This window comes from Mycobacterium sp. E1747, from assembly GCF_001667775.1.
Taxonomy (GTDB): domain Bacteria; phylum Actinomycetota; class Actinomycetes; order Mycobacteriales; family Mycobacteriaceae; genus Mycobacterium.
This window is the reverse complement of record NZ_LZJI01000072.1, coordinates 24,174-39,194: the sequence shown is the minus strand read 5'-3', so window position 1 is coordinate 39,194 and position 15,021 is coordinate 24,174. Positions and strand designations below refer to the sequence as shown.

Sequence of the window (15,021 nt, the reverse complement as noted above, 5' to 3'; positions counted from 1 at the left end):
CGGTGCGCGCTGACTAACCCAGGCAGTCCGCGGCGGTGGTGATCTCCGCCGACATGTTCTTCTCCATCATCTTGCACGCCGCCTCGGCCAGCCCGGCGTCGATGCCGGCGATGGCGTCGGTGGGGATGACGACGGGAAAGTGGCGCACGTAGGCGTCGAGTGCGGTGTAGAGGATGCACTGCTCGGTGACCTGCCCGGCGATGACCAGGCGCTTGGTCTCCAGCCGGTTCAACAGATACGCCAGCGCGGTTGCATAGAAGGCGCTGTGCCGCACCTTGGTCATCACGCGGCAGTCTCCGGACGGCACGAGCGGCTTCACCAGATCGGGCCGGGCACCATCGAGCGCGGAGCCGACGATGTCGGAGAACTGGGCGGCGAAATCGCCGTAGTTGTCGTTGACGTAGATCAGGTCCACGTCGTCGGATTCGCGTGCGCGCCGGACCAAATCGGCCAACGGGTCGATGATCTTGCCGACATTGGGTATTAGTTCTTCAGCATCGGGATGCTGATAGGTGTTCATCATGTCGACCACCACCACCGCAGTATCGCTCATGATGAAGGGGATACCCGGCGGCCGCAGGTTGACACCGGTCAGGCGACAATGGAAGGGCGATGGACTTTTACAACGCTTACAGCCAGGGGTTTGTCCGGGTTGCCGCGTGCACCCAGCACACCACGATCGGTGATCCGGCCGCCAACGCCGAGTCGGTCTTGGGGCTGGCGCGCGAGTGCCATGACGACGGCGTCGCGGTGGCGGTGTTCCCGGAGCTCACGTTGTCCGGGTATTCGATCGAGGACATCGTGATGCAAGACCTCTTGCTCGACGACGTGACGGCCGCCGTTGAGAGCATCGTCGCGTCCTCGACCGATCTGCTGCCGATCCTCGTTATCGGCGCCCCGCTGCGCCACCGGCATCGCATCTACAACACTGCGGTGGTGATTCACCGTGGCGCCGTGCTGGGTGTGGTGCCGAAGTCCTACCTGCCGACCTACCGGGAGTTCTACGAGCGCCGCCAGATCGCGCCTGGAGATGACGAGCGCGGCACCATCCGGATCTGTGACACCGACGTCCCGTTCGGCCCCGACCTGCTGTTCGCCGCCTCCGACATCCCCGGCTTCGTTCTGCATGTCGAAATCTGTGAGGACATGTTCGTGCCGATCCCGCCCAGCGCGGAAGCGGCGCTGGCCGGCGCGACGGTGCTGGCCAACCTTTCCGGCAGTCCCATCACGATCGGCCGCTCCGAGGACCGCTGCCTGCTGGCCCGCTCGGCGTCGGCGCGCTGCCTGGCCGCCTACGTCTATGCCGCCGCGGGCGAGGGCGAGTCGACCACCGACCTCGCCTGGGACGGCCAGACCATGGTGTGGGAGAACGGCGAACTGCTGGCCTCGTCCGAGCGCTTCCCGAAGGGGGAGCGACGCAGCGTCGCCGACGTCGACCTCGACCTGCTGCGGTCAGAACGCCTGCGCATGGGGACATTCGACGACAACCGACGCCACCACCGCGGGGCGGCCGAGTCGTTCCGGCGCGTGGACTTCCGGCTGGACCCGCCTGCCGGCGACCTCGGATTGCGCCGCGACGTCGAGCGTTTCCCGTTCGTCCCGGCCAATCGCGAACGCCTGGAACAGGATTGCTACGAGGCCTACAACATTCAGGTCTCCGGTCTCGAGCAGCGGCTGCGCGCGCTGAACTACCCGAAGATCGTCATCGGGATCTCCGGCGGCCTGGATTCGACGCATGCGCTGATCGTCGCCGCGCGCGCGATGGACCGGGAAGAACGGCCGCGCAGCGACATTCTCGCGTTCACGCTGCCGGGCTTTGCCACGGGCGATCGCACCAAACGCAACGCCATCGAGTTGTGCCGCGCGCTCGGGGTCACCTTCTCCGAGATCGACATCACCAAGACCGCGATGCTGATGTTCAAGGAGATGGACCATCCGTTCGGGCGCGGAGAAAAGGTTTACGACGTCACCTTCGAGAACGTGCAGGCGGGCCTGCGCACCGACTACCTCTTCCGGCTGGCCAACCAGCGTGGCGGCATCGTGCTCGGCACCGGCGACCTCTCCGAGATCGGGCTCGGTTGGTCGACCTACGGAGTCGGCGACCAGATGTCGCACTACAACGTCAACGGCGGTGTCCCGAAGACGCTGATCCAGCATCTGATCCGCTGGGTGATCTCGTCCGGCCAGTTTGAATCCGACGTCACCGACGTGCTGCGGTCGGTGCTGGACACCGAGATCTCCCCGGAGCTGGTTCCTAAAGGCGAAGAGGAGGAGCTGCAGAGCAGCGAGGACAAGGTCGGACCGTATGCCCTGCAGGACTTCTCGCTGTTTCACGTGCTGCGCTACGGGTTCCGGCCCTCGAAGATCGCGTTTCTGGCGTGGCACGCGTGGAGCGACCCCGAGCGGGGCAACTGGCCGCCGGGATTCCCCGAGGACAAGCGACCGACATACTCGCTGAAGGAGATTCGGCATTGGCTCGGGGTCTTCGTGCAGCGCTTCTACTCGTTCAGCCAATTCAAGCGTTCGGCGTTGCCCAACGGCCCGAAGGTGTCGCACGGCGGCGCGCTGTCACCGCGCGGTGATTGGCGCGCCCCGTCGGACATGTCCGCGCGCATCTGGCTCGACGAGATCGACCGCCAGGTCCCCGAGGAATAGCGCGCAGGGCCCGCCCGGGATCGGCCGGACGGGCCCGAACGCCCGGCTTACCCCCTCGCGCGCCGCCAGCCCTGGTATTGCAGCTCCGCGAACACTAGCGTGTAGGCCCCGGCCGCCAGGTTCAACGCGACGCCGGCCGAGGTCAACGGGAAGACGTCCGTGAGCACCAGCACGACGGCGGCCACCGTGTAGAGCAGGTTGGCGATGATGACGCCCATGCCGGCGCGGCGCACCGACGGTAGGGTGGCGAGCCCGAACACGGCCACGCCGTAGCCGATCAAGAACGCGCCCATCCCGTACTCGAACGCCTTCGTGGTGCCCGAGAGCTCGGCGAGCCGGCCCGCCAGCGGGATGCCGGCCAGACCGACCAATCCGCTGATGGCGGCGTCGGCGCGCATGGCCAGGCGCAGCAATCCGTCCCGGGTGCCCGTGCGATCAATGGTGGTAGCGGACATGAGGTTCCTTTCTCGATGGCTGATAGCAATCGCCACCGACGTTGCCCGCGAACGACTGCCAGATCGACGCCAAGCGCTGCCAACTGCTGCCAACCGCAGGTCAGGACAGTGATTGGAGCGACACCTCGATCGCTTCGGCATCGGGTGCGCAGTCGCCGGCGCCGGTCACCAGCGTCGCCAGCGCGCCCGCGGCGCAGGCGCGCCGCAACGCGCGCAGCCGCTCGGCGGGCGAACCCGTATCGGGTGGCCAGCTTCCGGCGAGCACGCCGGCGAACACGTCCCCCGCCCCGGTGGTGTCCACCGCGGCCACCGCAGGCGCGGGCACCGCGAAGTCGCCGTCGACGCCCAGATACCGCGCGCCGCGCGCCCCCAGGGTGATCACCAGGTGATCGGGGCGCAACGGCCATTGGTCGGCCTCGGCCTCGTTGGCGATGACCACATCGGCCAGGGCGGCAAGCTCGGACAACGAGCTGGGGTCCTGCCCGGATGGTGAGGCGTTGACGATGACGACGGCGCCGGCCGAACGGGCCAGCCGTGCCGCGGTCGCTGCGGCCTGCACGGGAATTTCCAATTGCGTCAATAATACGTCGCAATCGCCGATGGCGGTTCGGGCGGCCGTGCGGTCCAGCGTCAGATGCGCGTTCGCCCCCGGCGCGACCACGATGGTGTTTTCAGCGTTCGCATCGACAACGACGATCGCCATGCCGCTCGGCCCGGGCACTTCGGCGGTGCCCTCCAGCTCCACCCCGTTGTCCAGCAGGTGGGCGCGTAACCGCGCGGCGGCCGGGTCCTCGCCGACCGCTCCGACGAATTGCACCCGTGCACCCGCACGCGCGGCCGCCACCGCCTGGTTGCCGCCCTTGCCGCCCGGCGCGGAGGTCAACGACGAGGCCAGCACAGTCTCGCCGGGGCGGGGCAGAGTGTCGACGCGCAGCGACAGGTCCATGTTCGCGCTGCCGACCACACAGACGCGCGCCATTACGTCGACGTCAGCCGATAGCAACGGCTAAAACGTTTGCGGTGCAGCAATTTTGGCGGCCGTGTCAACACCCGCAGTCCTCGCCGCGCCACGCTTGGAAACCCTCGCGGACCGCGACGCCGGCGATGACCAGGCCGACCGCCGGGTCCAGCCACCAGCCGCCCGGCCACAAGGCGATGACGGCGAGCGTCAGCAGCACCGCCGCGGATTGCGCGGCGCACAGATAGTTTTGGGTGCCTTCCCCGGCGGTGGCGCGTGAGTTCAGGCGGCCGCCGAGCCGCCGCTTGGCCCATCCGAGTAGCGGCATCAAGACCAGCGCCGCCGCGGTCAAGGCGATCCCGATGACCGTCGTGCCCGGGCGGGCGCCGGTGAGCAGATTCCGGACCGATTCGACAGCGATGTAGGGCGCGATGAGCCAGAACGAGATAGCCACCCCACGCTGCGCCCGGCGCTCCGAGGTCTCCGACAGCATCCGGTCACCGGTGAATCGCCACACGACGATCACGCTCGCCAGGCCCTCGACCGCACTACCGAGCGCCCACCCGATCAGCGAGATGGACCCGACGGTAAACCCCTGCCACAGTCCGAACGCTCCCTCCGCGCACATCCAGAGGAGGCTCGCCCACGCGAGCCACCGCGCCCAGCCCGCCGCCCGTATCCACTCGGCGTCGCGCTCTGCACCCCGGATGGTTGCCACGTCGGTGGCGCCGCAGCCGTCCCCACACGAGTCGCTCATAGCGCCAAGAATAGGTGCACTGCGTGGGGTTGATGAAGGCCCGAGCGTTCTTCGCCTTGAACGCTTTGCCGCAATCACCCATATCCTGAGACGCGCGCGCTAGTGTGCTGCGTGAGCGATGCTGCCTGTCCGAGGAAGGGCGAAGTCGAGTGACATCGAGCGAGCTACGAGCCGCTGAACCGGCTTCCCAGAACGCACCGGCGCCCGCCCCGGCCGAAACGGTTGTGACGCAAGCGAGCGAGGCCCGCAAAAGACCTAAGTTTCGCCGTCGTCGGCTCTTCCGGATCGGCCTGCAATCCAAGCTTCTGCTGATGCTGCTGTTGAGCAGCATCCTGTCGATCGCGGTGATCGGCTTCATCGGGGCGTCATCGGGCCGCAACGCGTTGCGCCAAGTCGAATCCGAGCGACTCACCGAGCTGCGTGAGTCCCAGGCGCGGCAGGTGCAGTCGCTGTTCAAGGAGGTGACGAATTCCCTGATCGTCTACAGCGGCGGCTTCAGCATCGTCGAGGCGACCACGGCGTTCACCGACGGCTTCGCGCAGTTGTCCAACGCGACGATCACCCCGGCCCAGCAGCAAGCCCTGGTCAATTACTACGACAACAACATGATCAAGCCGATCAAGCGCATCACCGGGGAGGACCTCGACCGCAACGCGATCTTCCCGAGTTCCAACGCGCAGAAGTACCTTCAGGCCAACTACACCGCGCCGTACCCCTCGATCGCCGAGGCGAGGAAGGTGGAGGACGCCGGCGACGGCAGCGCTTGGTCGGCGGCCAGCGCCCGCTACAGCTTCTACATGCGCGACATCGTCACCCGCTTCGAATACCCGGACGCGCTGCTGTTGGACATGCAGGGCAACGTCGTGTTTTCGGTGAACAAGGGGCCAGACCTCGGCACCAATATTCTCACCGGCCCGTACCGCGAATCCCAACTGCGAGACGCATATCAAAAAGCCTTGCGCTCCAACGATCTCGAGTTCGTCTGGATCACCGACTTTCAGCCATACCAGCCGCAACTCGACACTCCCACGGCGTGGGTGGTGTCGCCGGTGGGAATGAACGGCAAATTCAACGGCGTCATGGCCCTGCCCCTGCCGATCTCCAAGATCAACAAGATCATGACCGCCGGCAAGCACTGGGAGGACGCCGGCATGGGTCCGGCAACGGAGACATACCTCGCCGGCGCCGACAACCTCATGCGTTCTGACTCAAGGCTTTTCCTCGAGGACCCGGCGGAATACCGGCGCGAAGCCATCGCCTCCGGGACCCCGCCCGACGTGGTCGAGGAAGCGATCCGCCTGGGTGGCACGACGCTGGTGCAGCCGGTCGCGACCGCGGGCCTTCGCGCCGCCCAACACGGACAGACCGGGGTCATCAGCGCCACCGACTATCTGGGCAACAGGGAGCTGGAGGCCTACGCTCCGCTGACGGTGCCGAATTCCGATCTGCATTGGTCGATCCTGGCGACGCGCGACAACTCCGATGCCTTTGCGCGTCTCGGACGGTTCAGCAGAACGCTCGTGCTTGCGGTGTCGATCATGATCTTCGCCATCTGCGTGGCGTCGATGGTGCTGGCACAGCTGATGTTGCGCCCGATCCGTCGCCTGCAGGCCGGCACGCAGAAGATCAGCTCCGGTGACTACGAGGTCAACATCCCGGTGCAGACGCGTGACGAAATCGGCGAGCTGACTTCGGCTTTCAACGAGATGAGCCGCAACCTGGCCATCAAGGAGGAATTGCTCAACGAACAGCGTCGGGAAAACGACCGCTTGTTGCTGGCGCTGATGCCCGAATCCGTCGTCCAGCGATATCGCGAGGGCCAGGAGACCATCGCGCAGGAACACCAAGACGTGGCCGTCATCTTCGCCGAGATCGTCGGACTCGACGAGGTGTCCGTCGACTTATCCGGTGACGAGCTGGTGGGCATCATCGACGAACTCTTCCGGCAATTCGACTCGGCCGCCGAATCTCTCGGCGTCGAGCGAATCCGCACCTTCCACAACGGCTACCTCGCCAGCTGCGGCGTGGTGACGCCGCGGCTGGACAGCATTCACCGAAGCGTTGACTTCGCGCTCGAAATGCGGCACGTCATCGAGCGGTTCAACAGCCAAACCGGTCACGAGTTGCGCCTTCGAGTGGGGATCAGCACCGGCAACGTCATCAGCGGGCTGGTCGGCCGCTCGGGGCTCGTCTATGACATGTGGGGCGCCGCGGTGAGCCTCGCCTACCAAATGCAAAGCGGTTCAGACCAATCGGGCATTTACGTCACATCGCAGGTGTACGAGGCGATGCGTGACGTGCGCCAGTTCGCTCCTGCCGGCACCATCTCGGTCGGCGGTAGCGACCAGGCGATCTACCGGTTGGCGGAGCGATCATGAACCTGTTCGAATCGTCGTGGTTCTACTGGGCGATCGGGGTCGCGGTCGGATTCCCGGTCTGTTTGATCCTGCTCACCGAGTTGCACCGCGCGCTGGTCCGACGGAGAAGCCACCTGGCCAGACAGATAAGCCTGCTGCGCAACTACCTGCTGCCGCTGGGTGCGCTGCTGCTCTTGGTCGTCAAGGCTTCGCAGATTCCGGCCGGGGACGGCTCCGTGCGCATCCTCACCACGGTCTTCGGGCTGCTGGTGCTGGTGTTGGTGCTCTCCGCGCTGAATGCCACCGTGTTCGAGGGCGCGCCCGCAGAAAGCTGGCGCAAGCGGTTGCCCGCCATCTTCATCGACGTCGCCCGCTTCGGAGTCATCGGCGTGGGCCTGGCGCTGATGCTCTCCTACATCTGGGGCGTCCGGATCGGCGGCCTGTTCACCGCGCTGGGCATCACCTCGGTCGTCATCGGCCTGATGCTGCAGAACTCCGTCGGCCAGGTCGTTTCCGGCTTGTTCATGCTGTTCGAGCAGCCGTTCCGGATCAATGACTGGCTGGACACCGGTACGACGCGGGGCCGCGTCGTCGAAGTGAACTGGCGGTCCGTCCACATCGACACCGGCAGCGGCATCCGCATCATGCCCAACTCGATGCTGGCCAGCACCTCGTTCACGAACCTGAGTCGCCCGTTGCGCGCCTACGACTGCGCCATCACCACGAAGTTCTCCGCCGGCGATTCCCCGGACAAGGTGTGCGCCATGTTGACGCGGGTCGCGGGTGCGCTGCCGGCCCGCAAACCCGAGGTCTTGCCCACCACGGTCGCGCTGGGCGGCGCCCAGTACCGCACCACGATCAGGCTGATGTCGCCCGCCGACGCGGAAGCCACCGAAGCCACCTTCCTGCGCTGGGTGTGGTACGCCGCGCGGCGGGCCCGTCTGCGGCTGGACGGTGCCGACGACAACTACTCCACCAGGCGGCGCGTGGAGAAAGCGCTGCGCACGGTGGTCGCACCGGCCTTGCGGCTGAGTCACACCGATCAGCAATCGCTGGTGCCGTACGCCAAGCTCGTCCGCTACGGTGCCGACGAAATCATCGAGTCCGCCGGTCAGGTGTCCTCCGGCATGACCTTCCTGATCGCCGGCCGCGTCCGGTTGACGGCGACGACCGAAGACGGGTCGGTGGTGCCGGCCAGCATCCTCGACGAGGGATCGTTCCTCGGCCTGACCGCGCTGACCCGTCAACCCAACCTGGCCGGCGCGTACGCGCTGGACGAGGTGACGGCGCTGCAGATCGAGCGTGAGCACCTCGAGCACCTCGTGATGCGTAAACCGTTGCTGCTCCAAGACTTAGGGCGACTGATCGAAGAGCGGCAGACCAAGGTACGAGAGGCGGCCCACCGCGACCGGGTCGGGCAGGCCGGCGTCGCGCCGCCAGAGCCGGCGAAACCGCTGCGCTGACCCGCCGACGCTCGCAATCTCGGTGCGGCGCGTTACGTGCGCAGCGAATGACGTCAGACCCGGGCCGCCGCGCTCGTCCGGCTAACGCCCGATACCCTGGTTCAATGAGTCTGCAAGCACCCTCGCTTCCTGACTTGCGCCGGGAGGTCCACAATGCCGCTCGGCGCGCCCGGGTCGCCTCCCGCGTCCTGGCATTGTTGCCGACGGTGGCCAAGGACCAGGCGCTACGCTCCGCGGCCGACGCGATAGCGGCCCACACCGATCTGATTCTGTCCGCCAACGCCGAAGATCTGAGCGCGGCCGAAGCCGCCGGCACCCCTACCGCGATGCTCGACCGGCTGGCGTTGGACTCCAAACGCGTCGAGGGAATCGCCGCCGGCCTGCGCCAGGTCGCCGGGCTGCCCGACCCGGTCGGGGAGGTGCTGCGGGGTTACACCCTGCCCAACGGTTTGCATCTGCGGCAACAGCGCGTGCCGCTCGGCGTCGTCGGCATGATCTATGAGGGTAGGCCCAACGTCACCGTGGACGCCTTCGGTCTGGCACTCAAGTCGGGCAATGCGGTGCTGTTGCGGGGCAGTTCGTCGGCGGCGCGGTCGAATCAGGCGCTGGTGCAGGTGCTGCGCGCCTCGCTCGTCAGTGAGGACCTGCCCGCCGATGCGGTGCAACTGCTTTCGGCCGCCGATCGCTCGACGGTGACGCACCTGATTCAGGCCCGCGGGCTGGTGGACGTCGTGATCCCGCGCGGGGGAGCGAGCCTGATCGACGCGGTGGTTCGCGATGCGCAGGTGCCCACCATCGAGACGGGTGTCGGCAACTGTCACGTGTACGTGCACGAAGGAGCCGACCTGGATCTCGCGGAACGAATCCTGCTGAACTCCAAGACCCGCCGCCCCAGCGTCTGCAACGCCGCCGAGACGCTGTTGGTGGACGCCACGATCGCGAAGAAGGCGCTGCCCCGGTTGATTGGCGCCCTCGAGAATGCGGGTGTGACCGTGCACGGCGGGGTTTCGGCGGACGCCGGGGAGGACGACCTGCGCCGCGAGTATCTGTCGATGGACATCGCCGTTGCGGTGGTGGACGGCATCGACGCCGCGATCGCTCACATCAACGAGTACGGGACTGGGCACACCGAGGCGATCGTGACCAGCAATATGGCTGCCGCCCAACGGTTTAGCGACGGTGTCGACGCGGCCGCGGTGATGGTCAACGCGTCGACGGCGTTCACCGACGGTGAGCAGTTCGGCTTCGGCGCGGAAATCGGTATCTCGACCCAGAAATTGCATGCGCGCGGCCCGATGGGCCTGCCGGAGTTGACCTCCACCAAGTGGATTGCGTGGGGTGACGGGCAAGTCCGGCCCACCTGACAACGCGACGAAAAGTGCTTTAGGAGAACCCAGATAGTGAGCGTGCCCGCCCGGCCCAAGCCGTTGTTCGCCGACATCGACGACGTGTCGCGGCGGTTGGCCGAGACCGGTTACCTGCCCGACACCGCCACCGCCACCGCCGTGTTCCTGGCGGACCGGCTCGGCAAGCCACTGCTCGTGGAGGGTCCCGCCGGTGTCGGTAAGACCGAACTGGCCCGCGCCGTCGCCCAGGCGACCGACTCGGGGCTGGTCCGCCTGCAGTGCTACGAGGGGGTGGATGAGGCACGCGCCCTGTACGAGTGGAACCACGCCAAGCAGATACTTCGTATCCAGGCCGGCTCAGGGGACTGGGACCAAACCAAGGACGACGTATTCAGCGAGGAGTTCCTGCTGCAGCGGCCGCTGCTGACCGCGATCCGGCGCACCGAGCCCACCGTGCTGCTGATCGACGAGACCGACAAGGCCGACATCGAAATCGAGGGCCTGCTGCTCGAGGTGCTGTCCGACTTCGCGGTGACGGTCCCCGAACTGGGCACGATCACCGCGGAACGGACGCCGTTCGTCGTGCTGACCTCCAACGCGACCCGGGAGCTGTCCGAGGCCCTCAAGCGTCGCTGCCTGTTCTTGCATATCGACTTTCCCAGTCCCGAACTGGAGCGCCGCATCCTGTTGTCGCGCGTGCCCGAGCTGCCCCAGCACCTCGCCGATGAGCTGGTGCGCATCATCGGCGTGCTGCGCGGCATGCAACTCAAGAAGGTGCCGTCCATCGCCGAGACCATCGACTGGGGTCGCACCCTGCTGGCGCTGGGCCTGGACACCATCGACGACGCCGTCGTTGCCGCCACGTTGGGCGTCGTGCTCAAGCATCAGTCCGATCAGCAGCGCGCAAGCGGCGAACTCCGGTTGAACTAGGAACCCATGGCCTCCCGCCGCATCCGCTTCACCCGGCCGCTCGCCCCGCATGGACTGCCGGGCCACCTGGTGGGCTTCGTCGAAGCGCTTCGCGGAGTTGGTATTTCGGTGGGCCCGTCCGAGACGGTGGACGCCGGCCGGGTGATGGTGACGCTCGGCTTGGGCGACCGGGAGGTGCTGCGCGAGGGCATCGCCTGCGCGGTGCTGCGCCAACCCGATCACCGCGACACCTACGACGCCATGTTCGACCTGTGGTTTCCCGCGGCGCTGGGCGCACGCGCGGTGGTCGCCGACGAGGGAGCCGACGGGCCACAAGACGACGATTCGTTGCCGCCCGACGACGTCGAGGCGATGCGCCAGATGTTGCTGGACCTGCTCAACGAGAACCCCGACCTCGCCGCCATGGACGAGCGGCTCGTCGCGATGATCGCGCGCATCGTCGAGGCATACGGCAAGTACAGTTCCAGCCGCGGCCCCTCGTTCTCCTCGTATCAGGCGCTCAAGGCGATGGCGTTGGACGAATTGGAGGGCAAGCTGTTGGCGGGCCTGCTCGCCCCGTACGGCGACGAGCCCACGCCAACCCAGGAGCAGATCGCCAAAGCCCTGGCCGCGCAGCGGATTTCGCAGTTACGCAAACTGGTCGACGCCGAGACCAAACGGCGCACCGCCGAGCAACTCGGCCGCGACCACGTCCAGATGTACGGCATCCCACAGCTTTCGGAGAACGTCGAATTCCTGCGCGCCTCGGGCGAACAGCTGCGCCAGATGCAACGGGTCGTGGCGCCGCTGGCCCGCACCCTGGCGACCCGGCTCGCGGCCCGGCGGCGGCGCTCCCGGGCCGGCACCATCGACCTGCGCAAGACGCTGCGCAAATCGATGTCCACCGGCGGCGTGCCGATCGACGTGGTGCTGGCCAAGCCCCGCCCGGCCCGGCCGGAACTGGTGGTGCTGTGCGATGTTTCGGGTTCGGTCGCCGGGTTCAGTCACTTCACCCTGCTCCTGGTACACGCCCTGCGGCAGCAGTTCTCACGGGTTCGGGTCTTCGCGTTCATCGACACGACCGACGAGGTCACCCACATGTTCGGCCCGGAAGCCGACCTAGCCGTGGCGATCCAGCGGATCACCCGGGAGGCCGGCGTGTACAGCCGTGACGGGCACTCCGACTACGGCAACGCCTTCGCCTCGTTCCTACAGGCCCACCCGAACGCGCTGTCGCCGCGCAGCTCGCTGCTGGTTCTGGGCGACGGGCGCACCAACTACCGCAATCCGGAGACCGAGCTGCTGTCGCACATGGTGACCGCCAGCCGGCACGCGCACTGGCTCAATCCCGAGCCCAAGCACCTGTGGGGCAGCGGCGACTCGGCGGTGCCGCGCTACCAAGAGGTCATCACGATGCACGAATGCCGGTCGGCCAAGCAGTTGGCCGCGGTGATCGACCAACTGCTGCCGGTGTGAGCCCCCATCGCCTTGTCGCTCTTCACGGGGGCGCCACCCACGATGGCCAGCGTCACGCCAGCGTGACCCCGAGCGCCGAGCGTCACGCCAGCGTGTGTCGCGCGATCGGCCGGCTGCCCGCTCGGGGCTGCTGTGGCCGCTGTGACCAAATCGGGCCTGGTCGGCGCCTCAAGTAAGCTGGCAAATCGTGCAAAAGGAGCTGCGCAGGCTAGGTGTGATGGGTGGGACGTTCGATCCCATCCATTACGGGCACCTGGTTGCCGCCAGCGAGGTCGCCGACCTGTTCGACCTCGACGAAGTGGTGTTCGTGCCCAGCGGCCAGCCCTGGCAAAAGGATCGGCACGTATCCGCGGCCGAGGACCGGTACCTGATGACGGTGATCGCCACCGCGTCGAACCCGCGCTTCTCGGTGAGCCGGGTCGACATCGACCGCGCCGGTCCCACCTACACCAAGGACACCCTGCGGGATCTGCACGCTCTCAACCCGGATTCGCAGCTGTACTTCATCACCGGCGCCGACGCGCTCGCCTCCATCCTGTCCTGGCAGGGTTGGCAGGAGATGTTCGACCTGGCGCGATTCGTCGGCGTCAGCCGGCCCGGATACGAGCTGCGGCGCGAACACATCACCGGTGTGCTGGGCGAGCTGGCCGAGGATGTGCTGACGCTCGTCGAGATCCCGGCGTTGGCCATCTCGTCGACCGATTGCCGGCTGCGCGCCGAACAACACCGGCCCCTGTGGTACCTGATGCCCGACGGCGTCGTGCAATACGTCTCCAAGCGCCGGCTGTACCGCGCCGGCGAACACTCGAAGGACACCGTGAGCCGATCAACCCTGCCCGCCGGGAACAACACATGACCGCCACGCAGGAGGCCATCGACATGGCGACCGTGGCCGCCGGCGCGGCCGCCTCGAAACTGGCAGATGACGTCATCGTGATCGACGTGTCGGGCCAGCTGGTCATCACGGACTGTTTCGTGATCGCCTCGGCGTCCAATGAGCGACAGGTCAACGCCATCGTCGACGAGGTCGAGGAGAAGATGCGCAGGGCCGGCTACAAGCCCGCGCGCCGGGAGGGCACCCGGGAGGGCCGCTGGACGTTGCTGGACTACCGCGACATCGTCGTGCACATCCAGCACCAGGAAGACCGCGAGTTCTATGCCCTGGACCGGTTGTGGGGAGACTGCCCCGTGGTGTCCGTGGACCTGACCGAAGACCCCGACGACTCGACGGCCACGCCATGACGATTCGTCGGCTGATCATGTTGCGGCACGGGCAAACCGAGTACAACGCAGGCAGCAGGATGCAGGGCCAGCTGGATTCCCGACTTAGCGAACTCGGCCGCGCCCAAGCGGTCGCCGCCGCCGAGGTCCTGGGCAAGCTGCAGCCGTTGCTGATCGTGTCGTCGGATCTGCATCGCGCCTACGACACGGCGATCAGGCTGGGGGAGCGAAGCGGCCTGCCGATCCGGGTGGACAAGCGGTTGCGGGAAACCCATCTCGGCGACTGGCAGGGACTGACGCACACCGAGGTGGATGCGCAGGCTCCGGGTGCCCGGCTGGCCTGGCGCGAGGACGCCACCTGGGCGCCGCACGGCGGCGAGAGCCGCGTCGACGTCGCCGCCCGCAGTGTGCCACTGGTCGCCGAATTGGTCTCCGGCGAACCGGAATGGGGCGATCCCCAGCACGCGGATCGCCCGGTGGTGCTGGTGGCTCACGGCGGCTTGATCGCCGCGCTGTCGGCCGCGTTGCTCAAACTTCCGGTTGCCAACTGGCCGGTATTGGGCGGTATGGGAAACGCGAGCTGGGTCCAGCTTTCCGGTCACTGGAACGAGCAAGGCGCGAGTTTCGATGCGATCCGCTGGCGCCTCGACGTGTGGAACGCTTCGGCGCAGGTGTCCAACGATGTCCTCTGAGCCACGACCGACGCTGCTGATTTTCGCCGACTCCCTGGCGTACTACGGACCTACCGGCGGCCTGCCCGCCGACGATCCCCGCATCTGGCCGAACATCGTTGCCAAACAGTTGGATTGGGACGTCGAGCTCATCGGTCGCATCGGCTGGACCTGCCGCGACATCTGGTGGGCGGCCACCCAGGACCCGCGCGCGTGGGCGGCGCTGCCCAGGGCGGGCGCCGTCATCTTCGCCACCGGCGGCATGGATTCGCTGCCGTCGGTGCTGCCGACCGCGCTGCGGGAACTCATCCGCTACGTGCGCCCGCCGCGCTTGCGCCGCTGGGTTCGCGACGGTTACGGCTGGCTACAGCCCCGACTCTCACCGGTGGCCAGGTCGGCGCTGCCCCCGCACCTCAGCGTCGAATACCTCGAACAGACCCGCGGCGCAATCGATTTCAACCGGCCCGGGATCCCGATCGTCGCGTCACTGCCCTCGGTGCACATCGCCGACACCTACGCCCAGGCCCACCACGGCCGCCCGGGAACGGTGGCGGCGATCACCGAGTGGGCGCAGACCCACGATGTGCCCCTCGTCGACCTGAAAGCCGCCGTCGCCGAGCAGATCATGTCCGGCCGGGGCAATCCGGACGGCATCCACTGGAATTTCGAGGCGCACCAGGCGGTTGCCGAGCTGATGCTCAAGGCGCTGGCCGAGGCGGGCGTGGCGACCGATAAGCCGCGCGGGTAGCCCCC

General features: G+C 67.2%; 14 protein-coding genes. 10 read left to right on the top strand and 4 right to left on the bottom strand.

Annotation, left to right across the window (positions count from 1 at the left end; translation table 11 throughout):
• Window positions 1-13: 13 nt before the first annotated feature.
• Window positions 14-553: a cysteine hydrolase family protein gene (locus A5695_RS07530; protein WP_068079586.1), complete on the bottom strand. Its 540-nt coding sequence runs from the start codon at window positions 551-553 to the stop codon at window positions 14-16.
• Window positions 554-612: 59 nt separating this feature from the next.
• On the opposite strand from A5695_RS07530, the gene A5695_RS07525 reads away from it, so the two are divergent.
• The gene (locus A5695_RS07525; protein ID WP_068079584.1) at window positions 613-2,655 is read left to right on the top strand and encodes an NAD(+) synthase; all 2,043 of its coding nucleotides are present in this window, start codon (window positions 613-615) and stop codon (window positions 2,653-2,655) included.
• A gap of 47 nt (window positions 2,656-2,702) precedes the next feature.
• Here A5695_RS07525 and A5695_RS07520 read toward each other — a convergent pair whose 3' ends face one another.
• From A5695_RS07520 to A5695_RS07510, 3 genes are all read right to left on the bottom strand, one after another.
• Window positions 2,703-3,110 (bottom strand): hypothetical protein, encoded by a 408-nt coding sequence (locus tag A5695_RS07520; protein ID WP_068079581.1) that lies wholly within the window; start codon window positions 3,108-3,110, stop codon window positions 2,703-2,705.
• 100 nt (window positions 3,111-3,210) lie between these two features.
• The gene (locus A5695_RS07515) at window positions 3,211-4,089 is read right to left on the bottom strand and encodes a ribokinase (RefSeq protein WP_068079578.1); all 879 of its coding nucleotides are present in this window, start codon (window positions 4,087-4,089) and stop codon (window positions 3,211-3,213) included.
• Between the two features lie 64 nt (window positions 4,090-4,153).
• Complete coding sequence (locus tag A5695_RS07510) at window positions 4,154-4,825, bottom strand: cation transporter (protein ID WP_082945895.1); 672 nt, start codon at window positions 4,823-4,825, stop codon at window positions 4,154-4,156.
• A gap of 149 nt (window positions 4,826-4,974) precedes the next feature.
• Between A5695_RS07510 and A5695_RS07505 the strand changes: the two genes are divergently transcribed.
• The 9 genes from A5695_RS07505 (at window position 4,975) to octT (ending at window position 15,016) form a co-directional block, all read left to right on the top strand.
• Window positions 4,975-7,203, top strand: coding sequence for an adenylate/guanylate cyclase domain-containing protein (locus A5695_RS07505; RefSeq protein ID WP_068079577.1), 2,229 nt, complete (start codon window positions 4,975-4,977; stop codon window positions 7,201-7,203).
• A complete protein-coding gene (locus A5695_RS07500) occupies window positions 7,200-8,645 on the top strand; it encodes a mechanosensitive ion channel domain-containing protein (RefSeq protein ID WP_068079575.1) in 1,446 nt (481 codons plus the stop codon). The genes A5695_RS07505 and A5695_RS07500 overlap by 4 nt, the downstream gene beginning before the upstream one ends.
• 104 nt (window positions 8,646-8,749) lie before the next feature.
• Entirely contained in the window at window positions 8,750-10,009 is a 1,260-nt protein-coding gene (locus tag A5695_RS07495; RefSeq protein WP_068079573.1) for a glutamate-5-semialdehyde dehydrogenase, read from the top strand.
• A gap of 36 nt (window positions 10,010-10,045) precedes the next feature.
• The gene (locus A5695_RS07490) at window positions 10,046-10,921 is read left to right on the top strand and encodes a MoxR family ATPase (RefSeq protein ID WP_067781981.1); all 876 of its coding nucleotides are present in this window, start codon (window positions 10,046-10,048) and stop codon (window positions 10,919-10,921) included.
• A gap of 6 nt (window positions 10,922-10,927) precedes the next feature.
• Entirely contained in the window at window positions 10,928-12,376 is a 1,449-nt protein-coding gene (locus tag A5695_RS07485; protein ID WP_068079571.1) for a VWA domain-containing protein, read from the top strand.
• 199 nt (window positions 12,377-12,575) lie between these two features.
• Window positions 12,576-13,232 carry a nicotinate-nucleotide adenylyltransferase gene (gene nadD, locus A5695_RS07480; protein WP_255398626.1) on the top strand — a complete coding sequence of 219 codons (657 nt, stop codon included), beginning with the start codon at window positions 12,576-12,578 and terminating at the stop codon, window positions 13,230-13,232.
• Window positions 13,229-13,618, top strand: coding sequence for a ribosome silencing factor (rsfS, locus tag A5695_RS07475; protein ID WP_068079567.1), 390 nt, complete (start codon window positions 13,229-13,231; stop codon window positions 13,616-13,618). The genes nadD and rsfS overlap by 4 nt, the downstream gene beginning before the upstream one ends.
• Window positions 13,615-14,289, top strand: a complete 675-nt coding sequence (gpgP, locus tag A5695_RS07470; RefSeq protein ID WP_068079566.1) for a glucosyl-3-phosphoglycerate phosphatase — start codon at window positions 13,615-13,617, stop codon at window positions 14,287-14,289. The genes rsfS and gpgP overlap by 4 nt, the downstream gene beginning before the upstream one ends.
• Window positions 14,279-15,016: a diglucosylglycerate octanoyltransferase gene (octT, locus tag A5695_RS07465; protein WP_068079565.1), complete on the top strand. Its 738-nt coding sequence runs from the start codon at window positions 14,279-14,281 to the stop codon at window positions 15,014-15,016. The genes gpgP and octT overlap by 11 nt, the downstream gene beginning before the upstream one ends.
• The last annotated feature ends 5 nt before the right edge of the window (window positions 15,017-15,021 follow it).

Bases quoted from the DNA above. Each gene is read 5' to 3' on its own strand.
- gpgP (WP_068079566.1), top strand. From the start codon at position 13,615: ATGACGATTCGTCGGCTGATCATGTTGCGGCACGGGCAAACCGAGTAC.
- A5695_RS07495 (WP_068079573.1), top strand. From the start codon at position 8,750: ATGAGTCTGCAAGCACCCTCGCTTCCTGACTTGCGCCGGGAGGTCCAC.
- octT (WP_068079565.1), top strand. From the start codon at position 14,279: ATGTCCTCTGAGCCACGACCGACGCTGCTGATTTTCGCCGACTCCCTG.
- A5695_RS07515 (WP_068079578.1), bottom strand. From the start codon at position 4,089: ATGGCGCGCGTCTGTGTGGTCGGCAGCGCGAACATGGACCTGTCGCTG.
- A5695_RS07525 (WP_068079584.1), top strand. From the start codon at position 613: ATGGACTTTTACAACGCTTACAGCCAGGGGTTTGTCCGGGTTGCCGCG.
- A5695_RS07485 (WP_068079571.1), top strand. From the start codon at position 10,928: ATGGCCTCCCGCCGCATCCGCTTCACCCGGCCGCTCGCCCCGCATGGA.
- rsfS (WP_068079567.1), top strand. From the start codon at position 13,229: ATGACCGCCACGCAGGAGGCCATCGACATGGCGACCGTGGCCGCCGGC.
- A5695_RS07530 (WP_068079586.1), bottom strand. From the start codon at position 553: ATGAGCGATACTGCGGTGGTGGTGGTCGACATGATGAACACCTATCAG.
- A5695_RS07500 (WP_068079575.1), top strand. From the start codon at position 7,200: ATGAACCTGTTCGAATCGTCGTGGTTCTACTGGGCGATCGGGGTCGCG.
- A5695_RS07510 (WP_082945895.1), bottom strand. From the start codon at position 4,825: ATGAGCGACTCGTGTGGGGACGGCTGCGGCGCCACCGACGTGGCAACC.
- A5695_RS07520 (WP_068079581.1), bottom strand. From the start codon at position 3,110: ATGTCCGCTACCACCATTGATCGCACGGGCACCCGGGACGGATTGCTG.